Here is a 13,352-nt window from a genome sequence, read left to right on the forward strand (position 1 = left end):
CATCGTGCTCTAGCACTCCGTCAGGGTGAGGATGTCCGCGAGCCCCGTTCCCGCTCCCGCACCGGGCCGCGCCATGGCCCGCCGGCTCGATCCGACCGATCAGGTCGCCGCGCTGCTGCTCGCCATGGGCAAGTCGTCCGCCGGGCGGCTGATCAAGTATTTCGAGCCGGACGAGCTGAAGCGCATCACCCGCTCGGCCTCGCAGCTCGGTGCCGTGAGCCCCGACCAGCTCGATGCTGTGGTCGAGAATTTCTCGGAAGAGTTCAAGGCCGGCAACAGCCTCGTCGGCACGGCCAACGAGGTCGAGAAACTGCTCTCCGGGCTGCTGCCCGCCGACCAGATCGCCGACATCCTGTCCGAGGTGCGCGGCAACGCCACCCGCTCGGTCTGGGAGCGCCTCGGCACCGTGCAGGAGAGCGTGCTGGCGAGCTACCTCGTCAAGGAGCACCCGCAGACCGCGGCGCTGATCCTGTCCAAGGTGAAGCCCGCCACCGCCGCCAAGGTGATGGGCCACCTGCCCGCGCCGACCCGCAACACGGTGATGCGGCGGATGCTGAGCTTCAAGCCGATCGTCGACGAGGTGCTGCTCAGCATCGAGAAGACGCTGCACGAGGACTTCATGATCAACGGCGCCCGCAATTCCGGCGCCGACACCCACGCTAAGATGGCCGACATCATCAACAAGATGGAGCGGCATCAGATGGACGACGTGCTCACCAGCCTCGGCGAGTCGCGGCCGAAATCCGTCGAGATCCTGAAAGGCCTGCTGTTCACCTTCGACGACATCGTCAAGCTGGCCCCGCGCGCCCGCACCACCCTGTTCGACGCCGTGCCGAACGACCGCCTCGTGCTGGCGCTGAAGGGCACCGACGCGGAGTTCCGCGGCACCGTGCTCTCGGCGCTCTCGGCCCGCGTGCGCCGCATGGTCGAGCACGAACTCAACGGCGGCGAGCCGGCGGCGCAGCGCGACGTCATGGAAGCGCGCCGCTCCATCACCGACACCGCCATGGAGATGGCCGGCCGCGGCGAGATCGAGATCAATCCGGGAGGCGAGGATGAAGCCCTCATCCGCTGAAGGATTCTTTTGGGACTTTGCCGCGTGCCCGTGCCGGGATCGTCGGCGCTCCGTCCCCCGCCCCGATGCCCGACGGGGCTGAGGCGTGGCGGAGGACACCGACAAGGAGAGCAAGACAGAAGCCGCGACCGAGAAGCGGGTCCGCGACGCGATCGAGAAGGGTGACATCCCGTTCTCGCGCGAGGCGCCGGTCTTCGCCTCGATCCTCGGCTTCCTGCTGGCCCTCGCCTTCTTCGCCCGCGGACAGGCGACGGAGCTGGCCAAAAACCTGTCGCCGCTCCTCGACGAGCCGCGCGGCTTTCGCCTGGAGAGCGGCGAGGACGCGACGATGCTGCTGCATCAGGTGGCGCTCGCGACCGGGCGGTTCCTGCTGCCGTTCCTGCTGCTGCTGTGCGTGTGCAGTCTCGCGGCCTCGCTGCTGCAGAACCTGCCGCGCTTCGTCGGCGACCGGATCACGCCGAAATGGTCGCGGGTCTCACCGATGGCCGGGATGTCGCGAATCTTCGGGTTGCAGGGTCAAGTCGAGTTCCTGAAATCCGTCGTTAAATTCCTGTCGGTCACTGTGGTCGCCATCCTGCTCCTTCGCTCGGAGCGGACAAGAGCCGTCAATGCCATGTTCGTCGATCCGAGCCAGCTCCCGGAGCTGATCCTCACCGTCTCGATCCGCCTCGTCTCGGCGGTCGCGATCGCCATCATCGTCATCGTTGCGGGCGATCTCGTCTGGTCGCGCATCCGCTGGCAGCGCTCGCTGCGGATGTCGCACCAGGACATCAAGGACGAGCACAAGCAGTCCGAGGGTGACCCCTCGGTGAAGGCGCGGCTACGCTCGCTCGCCCAGGACCGCGCCCGCAACAAGATGCTCGCCAACGTCGATCGCGCCACCGTCGTGATCGCCAACCCGACCCATTTCGCCATCGCCCTGCGCTACGAGCCCAGCGAAAACCCGGCGCCGCTGGTGCTGGCCAAGGGTCAGGACCTGATTGCATTACGTATTCGCGCGATCGCCGAGGAAAAAGGCATCGCCGTGATCGAGGACAAGCCTCTCGCAAGATCGCTGTACGATGCTGTGCAGGTCGATCAGACGATTCCGGCGGAGTTCTACCGCGCCGTGGCACAGATTCTTTTCTTCCTGTTCGCGAGAGCCCGATGACCTCTCAGGCCACTTCCCTCTCGCCCACCCCGCCCGGCCTGCCCCCCGGCATCGCCGCCGCGGAGGAGATCTTCGCGAATGCGCTCCGCGACTTCATCGGCGAACTCTGCCTCGTCGATGGCGGCGTGCTGATCGGCTGGATTCGCGGCCAGCACCACGGCAACATCGCCGACGTGGTCGCCTCCTCGGCGGAACTGTTCTTCAAGGATTCGGTGCTCACCTATGCCGACGTGGCCGATGTGAACCTCGATTTCGGCCGCTCGATGCAGGTCGTGCTCGACCTGGAATTCTCGGCCGAGCCGTTGACGGTGTTCTTCAAGCTCGTCCTCGACGAGATGTTCGCCGGCGTCGCGATCCAGCGCATCGTCGCCGAGGACGCCGCCGCGCTCTGCCTCGACGGCTTCGCCACCGCGCTCGCCCAGGCCCGCGTCGGCCACGCCTGATCCGAGGCTGAGCACACCGCAAAAACGCCTGGATGGGTCGTTATCCTCGACCAACATTCCCAAAAGTTAACAAAATACTGGTGCGCGACCCCGGTCGTGGTAGGAATGCACCACTCGCACGGGTCGACGCGCAACATTCGCGCTTGGAAATTAAATATCGCGCAATGGAATTGACCACTCTGTTGCGGTGCGACATGGATGGGACGGTCGCGAATCGAAGGTGCGCGCGGGCTTCCGGGGTGGGAGATCGTGTGCTTCCGGTGGCCACCGGCCGGGTCGTCTCCCGCCGGGTGTGGGGAAAGAACCGTCGATGTATTTCCTGGTCGATCCACGGGAAGCGGTGAACGAGGGGTACAAGGCCAGTTTCGAGCGGGAGGGCGTCTCTTCCTTCGGCCTGCTGCCGGACGAGTTCCTGAGCTGGATCGAGGCGGCCTCGCAGAGCGATCTCGACGCGGTGCAGGGTTTTCTGCTCGGCGATTTCGAGGAGCGCGCCAAGTGCGCCACCTCGATCCGCCGTCATTCCCGCGCGCCGATCATCGCGCTCGCCGACCTGCGCTCGCTGGAGCAGACGGTGCAACTCCTCGATGCCGGCATCGACGACGTGCTGCCGAAGCCCGTCCACGTGCGCGAGATCCTGGCCCGCTCCGAGGCGATCTGGCGCCGGGTCAACGGCGCGCTGCCCGCACCCACCGAATCCGCGCCGACGGTGGAGCGCCTCAAGGTGTTCCACGACGGACGCGACCCCGAGATCGACGGCGTACCCCTCTCCCTGCCGCGGCGCGAGCGCCACATCCTCGAATACCTCGTGCGCAACCGCGGGCGCCGGCTCACCAAGACCCAGGTCTTCAACGTGGTCTACGGCGTCTACAGCAACGGCGTCGAGGAGAGCGTGATCGAGGGCCACGTGAGCAAGCTGCGCAAGAAGCTCAGCGAGCGGCTGGGCCACGACCCGATCGAGGCGAAACGGTATATGGGGTACACCTATAATGGGTGAGGCGGCGCTGCTGAAGCTGATCGCCACCAATACTTCGATACTCCGCCGTCATTCCGGGGCCGCGTAGCGGAACCCGGAATCCACGACTGGCCTCGACCGTCCGTGTTGCCGCGCATCACGGGTGGATTTCGGGTTCGCCTGCGGCGCCTCGGAATGACGGCGGCGCGCTGAACTCTTTGTCCGACGTCGTTCGATCGGGGCCGCAGCAGCCGCGAACACAAAGAATCATCCCGGCTGGCAGAACGACTTCGCCCCCGGCGTCCAATTCCCGAAACCGGTCGCGACCATGTTGGCGATGACGCGACAGACATAGACCTTCTGGGCCGGGTTGTTGTTCGGCCCGGCATGGTAGCGCGCCACCGCGAGCGTCCAGCTGCCCTCGCGGTCGCGCAGCTCCTTGAGGAAGCGGGTCGCGTATTCGACGTTCTGGGCCGGGTCGATCATCGCCTCCAGCGACGCGAACTTTTCCCGGTGGTAGCGATGGTTGATCTGCATGCAGCCGAGATCGACCAGCCGCACGCCCTCGCGCTGGGCCTGCCCCATCCGGGCGATCACGTCCGCCGGGCCGGTGCCGAAATAGGCCCGCCCGCCGATGTTCATGGCGTAGGGCTGGAGCGAGCCGCGCTTGCCGCTCTCCGTCAGCCCGACCGCGTAGAGCATGCCGAGCGGCACGCCGTAGCGGGCAGCGGCGCGCGCCATTTGCTGCTCGCAGATGTTCGAGCCCGCCCGCGCGTTGCCGTCCGGCCCCTCCGAGGCGGTGGCGTTGCGGGTGCCCCCGGAGACCGGCGGCGCACTCGTCGCGGCCAGCGCCGCGCTAGAGATACAGATCGCCGCGATTGCGATCGGAAGACGTGCCGTCATGGTCCTGTTCCTTGGCGCGGGGCGCGGGCTCCTGTCCCTCGCGGGACGGGCGCCGGCCCGGCGGCTGGTCGGCCGAAGCCCCACCCGATTGTCCGTTCTGAAGGCCTGCGGAAAAATTCTGCGGGGCGCCGCGCTCCGACGCGGTGCCGAGGCCGCCGCCCGCCTCGATGGTGAGCGATTGCGGGGCGTAGCCAGCCTCGCGCAGCAACTCCGAGAGAGCGCCGCCCTCGCGGCGCAGGCGCTCGGCGGTGTCCTCGCGGCCGGTGCGCAGGTTCATTTCCAGCCGCCCGTCCTGCAGCCGCATCCGCACCAGCACGGTGCCGAGATCGGCCGGATGCAGTTGCAGCGTGAGGATGCGCAGCGGCCCGGCCTCGCTCGGCAGGGCGGTCCGAACCGGCGCCGAGGCCGGAGCCTGCGGGAACTGCGCGCTCACCGCATCGACGATCTGGCGCAGCGGCGAGGCCGGCATCGGATGGGCGACGGACGCCGACGGCACCGGGGCCACGGGCGCGGGCGCCTCCGGAGCGCGCGGTTCGGCCGGGGCCTCGGCCGCGACCGGGTTCTCCTCCGGGCGCCGCTCCGCGCCGAGGGCCGTCTCGACCCGCGCGGGTGGGACGCTCGCCGTCGGCTCCGACCGCTGCGGCGCCAGGACCGTTTCGGCCCGTGACGGCGCGACGGCCGGCATCGCCCCGGCATTCGCCGACGACAGGGACGGCGCATCGTCCGTCACCGCGCCCGGCGCGTCGTCCGCGCGAAGCGAGGCGGCGGCAGGTTCGGCCCCCGCGCCTGCGGGCAGAGCCGGCGGGGCGGCGGCGTCCGAGGCCTGCGTGGCCGGCCCCGCGTCGCGCGCCGACGGGGCGGCGCTGCCCGATAGACCGGCCTGAGTCGCAGCTTGCCGTTCCACGGTCGCACCATGTGCGGTGCCGGTCGGAACAGGTGGCGTCGCCGTATGGCTGGCGCTGGGAGCCGGCTGCGGCGTGGCCTCGGCGCTCGCGTCCTGCGTGGGTGCCGCCGGGTCGAGCGGGTGCTGCGCCTCGCCGCGCGCCACCCGTGGGGCCGCCGAAACCACGCCGGTCGCGACCGTGGACGCGGTGGCCGCGAGGCGCGGGGCGTCGCTCGGGCCGGGCTGTGCGGCGTTCTGCGGCTGCACGGCGGCGGATGCCACGGCCGCTGCCGGAGGGGCAGGCGGCACCGGCATGGCCGGCTGCGGCATGGCGGTCTGCGGCCCGCTTGCCATCGGGGCGGAGGCCGGTGTCGCCGCCGTGGCGGCGCGCTCCACCGAAGCCTCAGAGGGCAATGCGGCGACCGGTGCCGACTGCGGAGCCGTCTGAGCGGGTTCGGCCGCCGGAAGGGCGGCGTTCAGGGTCGGCGCCGGATCGCGCGCGGCGGCGGTCGGAAGCGCCTCGGCCGTCGCGGCTGCGGTGGCAGAGCGGGTGGTCCGGGCGGTCGGCACTGGATCGCTTGCAACGACCGCCGGATGCGCATCGTCCGCTCTGGCCGGGGAGGGAGCGGACCGGTCCGCCGTCGTCGCAACGGACGCCGTCGCGGGGGCTGCCGTGGGCCGTGCCTGCGGCAGGCCGGGAGACGGTTCCGCCGACGTCCCGGGCACGGCGCGCGTATCCGACGACACCGTCACCGCGGGGGCGGCGCGCGTCTCGGCCGGACCGTCCCGGTGAGCGTTTGCCGGATTGGGCGGCGCCCCGACTTCCGCGGTCGCGGGGAGCGAACGCGGTGCGGACGCGTGCGGCAGGACGGGCGGGGTGGTCGACGCGGATGGCGCAGCGGGCGCCTGGGCCGGCACGTCGATGCCGCGTGCGGCCGGCGCCTCGGTCGCGACGGGGGAGATGTCAGGCGACGAGGAGACCATGGCCGGACGCGATGCCGTGCCCGCCGCCTGGGGGCCGATCGGCGGCGTCGCCGCGGCCTCGGGGGAAGCCTGACGGGCCGCGGGAGCGGTGGGTGCCACGGCCGGGGGAATGCGCGGTGCGGCCGGGGGCTCGGTCAAGGGCGAAGCCGCGGTGGGTGCGGAAAAGGCCGCCTCCGTCCCCGCCGAGGGGACGACGGTGGGCGGCGATCCGCCCCGCGCTCCGGTGTCGGCGGTCTCGGCTGGACGCGCGATCGTCGCCTGCGGCGGGGCGGTGGGCGGCGTCGGGCCGGTGGCGCGCGAATCGAACTGGGGTGCGCGGGCGGCCGTGGGCGCGGCTTCGGGCGTCTGCGCGGACGGAGCGAGGGCCGTTGCGGCCGGTGCTGGGCTCTGCTCCGGACCGGGGACCGTGAATCCCGCGTTCTGCCCGGCCGCGGCCCCCGGCACGGCGCGGGTCTGGACCGGTGCGAAATGCGTCTCGATGCCGACGAGGGTCATGCGCGGCGCGGGCGCGGGGGCTTCCGCGGCAGGCACGCCCGCGCGGGCGGCGGCGCGTTGCACGATCGCCGACAGGGCGGCTTCCGGTGCCAAGGCCGGGGCGGGGGCCGCCGGGATGGGTGCGGCGAGCGCCATCAGGTCGCGCAGGGAGGCGCCGGATTCGTCGGTCCGGGGCTCGCCCACGCGCGGATCGGCCGGCATGGGGAGCGGCCCGGCCTGCTCGCCTTCGGCGCCGGCCTCCGCGGGGGCGGGGCGCGCCTCGAACGCTTCCAGCATCGCCTCGAAGCCGGGGGCCGCGCGCGGGCCGGCCTCGTCGCCCGTCGGCGCGCGGTTGGCCTCGGCCTTGGGGCGCAGAAGCGTCAGGGTGTCGAGGGGCGTCATCACGCGGGATCGGGGCTCCAGGGGGCGGCGGCGAGGAGAAGGAGTGTCAGGGTTCCAGCGCTCGCTCGGCGCGGGCCAGGGCCTCGCGGGCGCGGCCGATGGCCGGCGCCTCCGGCACGGCGCGGCGGGCGTTCGCCTCGGCGGGCGTCGGCGCCGGGAGCGGCAGGGGACCCCGGATCTGACCGGCGGCGGAGAGGGCGGAGTCGAGAAGTTCGGCGTCGGCTTCCGTGAAGGCGGCGCGGTCGAGGCCGCGCAGGGCGTCGGTGCCCTCCTCGAACCGGCCGTCGGCGACGATCAGCGCCGCGCCGCGGTAGAGCCGGGCCTGGGCGGCGGCGCGGGTGTCCGGGCCTGCCAGACCGGCGGCGCGCTCGGCGGCGAACAGCGCGGTCTCGCGCCGTCCCTGCTCCAGCCCGGCGCGGGCGACGAGGAGGTAGAGGTCGCGCCGGCTCTCCGGCTCGATCTCGTCGAGCATCCGCTCCAGGCTGACGATCCGGGTGCGGTCGCTGTCGAAGTCGAGCCGGGTCAGCGCCGCGGCGAAGCGCTGGCGGAAGTTGCCGGCGTAGACCGAGCGGCGGAACCGGCGCAGGTACTGGATCGACAGCGCCTCGAAGCGTGCGGCGTCACCCCCTTGCGCCACCACGAAGATCTGGCGGCGCAGGGCGCCTTCCTCGACGAGCGTGCCCGGCGACAGCAGACGGGCGAGGTCCAGGAGCTCGAGCGAGCGCACCGGCGCCTCGCGCACAAGCAGCGCCGATTGGGTCAGCGCGAGCTGGCCCGCGAGCCCCGACGGAAACGTCCGCGCTTCGAGACCGGCGAGCCGGGCGCGGGCCTCCTTCTCGCGGCCCTGGAGGAAGTCGAGCGCGCCCTGTGCCAGCGGCGCCTCCGCCTCCGGCACCTTGCCGGTGGCGATGACGCGGCGCAGCGCCCCGGGCCCGCCGCCGGCGAGCGCGAAGGTGACGACGGCGCGCACGTTCTCCGGCGCGGCCCAGGTCTCGGGATCGAGTTCGGTCAGCTTCTGCTCGATGTGGACCAGAAGCTGGCGCTGGGCGAGGTGGGCCTGGGTCGAGCCGCGGGCGATGCGGTCCTGCAAGAGCTGGAGCGTGCGGACGAGTTCCACCGGCAGCCCATGCGGGGTCACCGGCAGCGGTTCGATCGGTTTGGCCGGCGCGCCGTGGCCGCCATGCCCGCCGTGGTCGTCCGCCGGGGCGGCGTGGGAATCGGCTGCGGGCGCGGCATGGCCGCCGCCGTGGTCCGCTGCCATGACGGGGAGGGCGAGCAATAGGCTCACGAGGAAGGCGCCACCCAAAACCCTCCCCCCTCTGCGGGGGAGGGTGCCTCGCGGATGCGGGGCGGGAGAGGGGAGCGACGCTTCCGGAGGAACCTGAGCCGGCCCCTCACCCGACCCCCTTCGGGGGCCACCCTCTCCCGCGGAGGGGAGAGGGGAGGCGGCGCGCGCTGCCGTCCACAGTGGCAAATGAGCAAAGACGTGCCGCATCATTCCGGCAGCCCCCGCAGCAGGATTTCGATGCGGCGGTTCTCCGCCGCCTTGGGGTCGGCGGGCGTGCGGGGCTGGCGGTCGGCATAGCCCTCGATCCGCTCGACGCGAGCCTCGTCGACGCCGCCGCGCACGAGCATGTAGGACGCCATCTGTGCGCGCGCCGAGGACAGGCGCCAGTTGTCGTAGGTGTCGGACTTGAACGGCCGACCGTCGGTATGGCCGCGCACGATGATCTTGCCCGGGCGCCCGTTGATCACCTTGGCGATGCGCTCCAGCGCCTTGACCACCTTCGGCGTCGGCTCGGCCGAGCCGATCCCGAACATGCTGAAATTGATCTCGTCGGTGATGCTGATGAGGATGCCCTCGCCGGTGCGGCGCACCTCGACGTTCGGCGCCGGGCTCGCGGTAGCCAGCGGCTGCACCGCCTTGGCGATCTCGGCCTTCAGCGCCGCCATCGCCGCGGTCTCGGCCGCCTTCGCCTCTTCGGCAGGCTCCTTCACCGCCGCCGGTTTGATCTCGGCAGGCTTGGCCTCCAGCGCCTTCGCCTCGACGGGTTTCACCTCGGCGGGCGCTGCGGCCGGCTTCGGCTCGGGCTCCTTGGTGAGGGCTTCCGGCACGACCGGCATCGGTTCGGCGGAGGCGAGGCGCACGCCCGCCGCCTTCATCGCCTCTTGCAGGCTCTGGCGCGCGGCCTCCTTCTTCGCCGCGTCCTTCACTGCGTCCTTGGCCGCGTCCTTCGAAGGCTCCTTGGGCGTCTCCTTGGCCGCGTCCTTGGCCGCCACCCCGCCGGACTGCCCCTTGGCGTCGAGGCGGGTCTCGGACGGCGCCGCCGCGCCGGTGTCGAGGGCGCCGGGCGTCTCGGTGCGGCGGCGCGGCAGGGGCGCGACCTGCCAGTAGAGCGGGTCGAACGGGTCGCGGCTGATCTCGCCGCCGGTGATGCCCGGCTGGCCGGATTCGAGCGCGGAGGCGTCCGGGCTCGCGGCCTCGGGGGCGCCCTCGACATCCGCCGCGAGCTTGGCGAGCACGGCGTAGGGGTCCTGGAACAGGGCGGATTCGCGCGCGCGGCTGCCCAGCGCGCCTGCCGTTCCGGCCTTGCCCTCGCCCTCGCTGTCCCCCTTGCCCTTGCCGTCGGGCGCGGGATCGTTCGGCACGTCCTGCGGGTCGTTGACCCCTTTCCGGTCGTGCGTGACCTCGGCGAGCTTCACCGGGTTGAAGTACTCGGCGATGGTCTGCTTCTGCTCCTTGCTGGTCGAGTTGATCAGCCACATCACGAGGAACAGGGCCATCATCGCCGTCATGAAGTCGGCGAGCGCGATCTTCCAGGCGCCGCCGTGGTGACCCTCTTCGTGGTCGCCGTGGCGCTTGATGATGATGATCTCTTGGTGCTCGGACATCTCACGCCCCCGCCACGGCGTCGGCGATCAGCCGGCCCCAGGCCGACAATTCGGTCTCGATCACGGTCTCGCCCGCGCTCACGGTGACTTCGGTGACGTCCGCGGCGGTGAAGGCGACCGCCGCCGACAGGCCGGATAGCCGCCCGGACAGGGCCGCGATCAGGTCTTCCGGGCCGGTGATGGAGATCGCCGCCGGCTGCGGCTCGGCCAGCAGCCGCGTCACCGCACCGGACAGCGCCTCGACCGCCTGCCGCCGCAGGGCCTGGTTCAAGACCGGCGCGAGCAGCCGGGCGACGCGCTCCGACAGGGTCGCGTCGAGGCCGGCGAAGGCCGCCGCGAGCTGTCCGGCCAGCACCGTACCCTCGGTCTCCGCCCAGGCGCGGCGCGCGTCGGCGAGACGCGTCTCGAAGGCGGCGCGCTCCTCCGCGAGCCGCTCCTCGGCCTCGGCCAGAGCCTCGGCGCGACCGGCCTCATACCCGCGTGCCTCGGCCGCCGCGATCAGCGCCGCGCGGTCCTCCGCCGGCCGCGCCGGGGTGGGCGCGAGGCCCACGGGGGCGAACCCCGGGCCGCCGGGGCCCGCGGTCACGATCTCGGACACCGGCGCCATCGTGACGTCCGGCACGGCGACCGGAGCAGGCGCGGCGGGCGGCTTGGCCCGCTGCACCGGGCGGAACCAGTTCCCGTCGAAATCCGGCGCGCCGGCCGCGGCCGGGGGCGGCGCCTGTCCGATCTCGGGCAGGAGCCGGGCGATCAGGCCCTCCATCACGCCGGCTCCTCACGCATCAGCCAGCGCTTGAGGACGGCGGCGACCTGCTCCTCGTCGATGTCGATGAGCTGCTCCAGCCGCTTCTGCGGCGAGCGGGCCGCCTTGTCCTCGAGTTCCTCCATCAGGCCGGCCATGCCGGGCGCCATGAGCTTTTGCGGTTCGCCGGGGGCCGCCACCGTGCCGGGGGCCGCGAGCGCGGGGGCGCCCTCGACGGTGCCGCCCGCCAAACCGGCCTGCTGCGCCGCCGCCACCCCGGCGGCGAGCGCGGGCGCACCCTGGGGAGCGTTGAGCGCGGCCACCTCCGCCTGCTGCGCCTCCGGCACGGCGAGGATCGAGCGGAGCGCGGGCTTGAGACCGAACCAGATCAGCAGGGCGGCGACGACCAGGATGGTGACGGCGTTGATGAGGGTGCCGGACTGCTTCATCAGCACGTCGGTGACGGAGAGCGGCGGCACCGGCTCCAGCGGCTGGCCGTCGTTGACGAAGCCGACCGCTGCGACCTTGATCGTGTCGCCGCGTTCCTTGCTGAAGCCGGAGGCCGAGCCCACCAGTTCCTCGATCTCGGCGATCTGCTTCTCGAGCGCCGCCTTGTCGTCGGGGCCGGCGAGCGCGGTGAGCCGCGAGCGGTTGACCAGCACGGCGACCGAGAGGCGGCGGATGGCGTAGCCGTCGCTCACCGTCTGCACGGTCTTCTGGGAGATCTCGTAGTTGGTGAGATCCTCCTTCTTCGAGGTCTCGTTGCTCGACTGGTCGTTGCCGTCCGAGCGGGCGCGCTGGTCGGGCAGGTTCTCCTGGGCGCTGGTCGGGCGCTGGCTGGCGCGGTTCTGCGCGTTCTCGCTCTCGCGCACGGAGCGGACCGAGCGCTCGACGCGCTGGTCGGGGTTGTAGATCGTCTCGTTGGTGCTCGTCTTGTCGGTGTTGAGCTGCGTCGCGACGCTGACCTCGAAATTGCCGACGCCGAGATAGGGGGACAGCGTCCGGCGGATGTTGTCCTGCATCTCGCGGCTGACCGACTTCTCCAGCGTCGCCATCTTGCCGGTGGGCGCGGAGGCCGCGTCGTCGCCGGCCAGCAACACGGTGCCCTCGGAGCCGATCACGGTGACGCGGTCGGGCTTCATGCCGGGGATGGCGGAGGCCACGAGATGGCGGATGGCCTGGGCGCCGGACACGTCGTCGGCGGGCTCGGTGCGCACCACCACGGAGGCCGAGGCCGGCTGCTGGTCGCGGCGGAACGAGCCGCGGTCGGGCAGCACGAGATGGACGCGGGCGGCGCGCACGCCCTTCATGCCCTGGATCGTGCGGGCGATCTCACCTTCGAGCGCGCGGACGCGGGTCACCTCCTGCATGAACGAGGTCATGCCGAGCGAACCGAGGTCGTTGAACAGCTCGTAGCCGGACTTCGAGCTCTGCGGCAGGCCCTTTTCGGCGAGCAGCATCCGGGCCTGGGCGGTGTGGCCGTAGGAGACCAGCACGGCCGAGCCGTCCGCCGACACGTCGAAGGGGATGCCGTTGTCCTTGAGCACGCCGCCGATGCGGCCGACATCCTCGCGCGACAGCCCCGTATAGAGCATCTCCTGCGCCGGGCGGCTCAGGTAGTAGGCGCCGATTCCGACGCCGAGGAACACCAGCAGGCCGACCAGCCCGAGGGCGATCAACCGCCTCGCGCCGAGATCGACGATGTTGCTCCACAATCTCTCGGCTTGCTCGCGACCGGGCATCCTGAAGCCATCCCGAACCGGACCGGGTCCTTGGTCCGGCTCCCATGTCGCCGGTCAGCCTTGCGTGGGGGTTGCGTGGGGGTGAGCGGACGGGCGCTCCGGCACGACGTCCATCGACACCGGGCCGTTGCGCGTCCAAAATCCGTGTCGGAGTGGTCTTCGCGCGGTGCGAGAGGTCGATGCATGACGAAGCGGTTGGAGCAGGCCATGGAGCGGGTTCGATCCCTCCCGGCCCACCTACAGGACGAGATCGCCAGCCTCGTCCTCGCCTATGCCGGTAAGGACGACGAAGTTCTCGTGCTGACACCCGAGGAAGGGGCCGATCTGCTCGAAGCGCGCGGCGAGATGGAGCGCGGCGAGTTCGCTGACGCCGCCGCCGTCGAGGCCGTTTTCGCGAAGTATCGCGGGTGAGTCTGTTGCCGCGCGAACCGCGCTTCCAAGCGCGGGCGCTCCGGCAGATCGACGAGGCGCTCGGCTACGTCCAGGGCCGCTCGCCGCAAGGCGCGGCGAAGATCGAGGCACGGCTTACGCACCTGATTCAGCGACTTCGAGAGCATCCGCAACTCGGCGTCAGGACGTCGGTCGCCGGGGTGCGTCGTCTCTATCTCGTCCCCTACCCCTATCTGATCGACGACGTCGTGACCGACGCGGCCATCATCGTGCAGCCCTTCCGCCATACGGCACGGCGGCCTGTGCCGTAGACGCCGGCC

General features: G+C 71.7%; 12 protein-coding genes. 6 read left to right on the top strand and 6 right to left on the bottom strand.

Annotated features, from left to right (window positions below):
* Nucleotides 1-31: 31 nt before the first annotated feature.
* The 4 genes from ASG52_RS14925 (at nucleotide 32) to ASG52_RS14940 (ending at nucleotide 3,662) form a co-directional block, all read left to right on the top strand.
* On the top strand, nucleotides 32-1,075 hold the full coding sequence (locus tag ASG52_RS14925) for a flagellar motor switch protein FliG (RefSeq protein WP_056244557.1): 1,044 nt from the start codon (nucleotides 32-34) through the stop codon (nucleotides 1,073-1,075).
* Between the two features lie 85 nt (nucleotides 1,076-1,160).
* Nucleotides 1,161-2,225: a flagellar biosynthesis protein FlhB gene (gene flhB, locus ASG52_RS14930; protein ID WP_056244560.1), complete on the top strand. Its 1,065-nt coding sequence runs from the start codon at nucleotides 1,161-1,163 to the stop codon at nucleotides 2,223-2,225.
* Nucleotides 2,222-2,668 (top strand): BspJ family T4SS effector nucleomodulin, encoded by a 447-nt coding sequence (locus ASG52_RS14935; RefSeq protein WP_056244563.1) that lies wholly within the window; start codon nucleotides 2,222-2,224, stop codon nucleotides 2,666-2,668. The genes flhB and ASG52_RS14935 overlap by 4 nt, the downstream gene beginning before the upstream one ends.
* Nucleotides 2,669-2,978: 310 nt before the next feature.
* Nucleotides 2,979-3,662, top strand: coding sequence for a response regulator transcription factor (locus tag ASG52_RS14940; protein ID WP_056244567.1), 684 nt, complete (start codon nucleotides 2,979-2,981; stop codon nucleotides 3,660-3,662).
* Between the two features lie 225 nt (nucleotides 3,663-3,887).
* Here the strand turns inward: ASG52_RS14940 and ASG52_RS14945 are convergent, their stop codons facing one another.
* The 6 genes from ASG52_RS14945 to fliF all read right to left on the bottom strand — a co-directional run bounded on the left by ASG52_RS14945 (nucleotide 3,888) and on the right by fliF (nucleotide 12,642).
* Nucleotides 3,888-4,523 (bottom strand): transglycosylase SLT domain-containing protein, encoded by a 636-nt coding sequence (locus ASG52_RS14945; RefSeq protein ID WP_082552574.1) that lies wholly within the window; start codon nucleotides 4,521-4,523, stop codon nucleotides 3,888-3,890.
* The gene (fliK, locus tag ASG52_RS14950) at nucleotides 4,477-7,266 is read right to left on the bottom strand and encodes a flagellar hook-length control protein FliK (RefSeq protein ID WP_056244570.1); all 2,790 of its coding nucleotides are present in this window, start codon (nucleotides 7,264-7,266) and stop codon (nucleotides 4,477-4,479) included. Before fliK ends, ASG52_RS14945 begins: the two co-directional genes overlap by 47 nt.
* Before the next feature lie 46 nt (nucleotides 7,267-7,312).
* Nucleotides 7,313-8,527: a MotC family chemotaxis protein gene (locus ASG52_RS14955; protein ID WP_502691068.1), complete on the bottom strand. Its 1,215-nt coding sequence runs from the start codon at nucleotides 8,525-8,527 to the stop codon at nucleotides 7,313-7,315.
* A gap of 233 nt (nucleotides 8,528-8,760) precedes the next feature.
* Entirely contained in the window at nucleotides 8,761-10,158 is a 1,398-nt protein-coding gene (locus ASG52_RS14960; RefSeq protein WP_056244574.1) for a MotB family protein, read from the bottom strand.
* 1 nt (nucleotide 10,159) lies between these two features.
* Nucleotides 10,160-10,921 (bottom strand): hypothetical protein, encoded by a 762-nt coding sequence (locus ASG52_RS14965; RefSeq protein WP_056244577.1) that lies wholly within the window; start codon nucleotides 10,919-10,921, stop codon nucleotides 10,160-10,162.
* Nucleotides 10,921-12,642, bottom strand: coding sequence for a flagellar basal-body MS-ring/collar protein FliF (fliF, locus tag ASG52_RS14970; protein WP_056244579.1), 1,722 nt, complete (start codon nucleotides 12,640-12,642; stop codon nucleotides 10,921-10,923). Before fliF ends, ASG52_RS14965 begins: the two co-directional genes overlap by 1 nt.
* A gap of 183 nt (nucleotides 12,643-12,825) precedes the next feature.
* Here fliF and ASG52_RS14975 point away from each other — a divergent pair, with 183 nt between their 5' ends.
* Nucleotides 12,826-13,053 carry a hypothetical protein gene (locus ASG52_RS14975; RefSeq protein ID WP_056244582.1) on the top strand — a complete coding sequence of 76 codons (228 nt, stop codon included), beginning with the start codon at nucleotides 12,826-12,828 and terminating at the stop codon, nucleotides 13,051-13,053.
* Nucleotides 13,050-13,343, top strand: coding sequence for a type II toxin-antitoxin system RelE/ParE family toxin (locus ASG52_RS14980; RefSeq protein ID WP_056244585.1), 294 nt, complete (start codon nucleotides 13,050-13,052; stop codon nucleotides 13,341-13,343). The genes ASG52_RS14975 and ASG52_RS14980 overlap by 4 nt, the downstream gene beginning before the upstream one ends.
* Nucleotides 13,344-13,352: the final 9 nt, after the last annotated feature.

The organism is Methylobacterium sp. Leaf456 (assembly GCF_001425465.1).
GTDB lineage: Bacteria > Pseudomonadota > Alphaproteobacteria > Rhizobiales > Beijerinckiaceae > Methylobacterium.

What these genes read in the sequence shown, in the direction of transcription:
- ASG52_RS14925 (WP_056244557.1), top strand. Translation starts at nt 32, where the DNA reads ATGTCCGCGAGCCCCGTTCCCGCTCCCGCACCGGGCCGCGCCATGGCC.
- ASG52_RS14935 (WP_056244563.1), top strand. Translation starts at nt 2,222, where the DNA reads ATGACCTCTCAGGCCACTTCCCTCTCGCCCACCCCGCCCGGCCTGCCC.
- ASG52_RS14940 (WP_056244567.1), top strand. Translation starts at nt 2,979, where the DNA reads ATGTATTTCCTGGTCGATCCACGGGAAGCGGTGAACGAGGGGTACAAG.
- ASG52_RS14945 (WP_082552574.1), bottom strand. Translation starts at nt 4,523, where the DNA reads ATGACGGCACGTCTTCCGATCGCAATCGCGGCGATCTGTATCTCTAGC.
- fliK (WP_056244570.1), bottom strand. Translation starts at nt 7,266, where the DNA reads ATGACGCCCCTCGACACCCTGACGCTTCTGCGCCCCAAGGCCGAGGCC.
- ASG52_RS14955 (WP_502691068.1), bottom strand. Translation starts at nt 8,527, where the DNA reads ATGGCAGCGGACCACGGCGGCGGCCATGCCGCGCCCGCAGCCGATTCC.
- ASG52_RS14960 (WP_056244574.1), bottom strand. Translation starts at nt 10,158, where the DNA reads ATGTCCGAGCACCAAGAGATCATCATCATCAAGCGCCACGGCGACCAC.
- ASG52_RS14965 (WP_056244577.1), bottom strand. Translation starts at nt 10,921, where the DNA reads ATGGAGGGCCTGATCGCCCGGCTCCTGCCCGAGATCGGACAGGCGCCG.
- fliF (WP_056244579.1), bottom strand. Translation starts at nt 12,642, where the DNA reads ATGCCCGGTCGCGAGCAAGCCGAGAGATTGTGGAGCAACATCGTCGAT.
- ASG52_RS14975 (WP_056244582.1), top strand. Translation starts at nt 12,826, where the DNA reads ATGACGAAGCGGTTGGAGCAGGCCATGGAGCGGGTTCGATCCCTCCCG.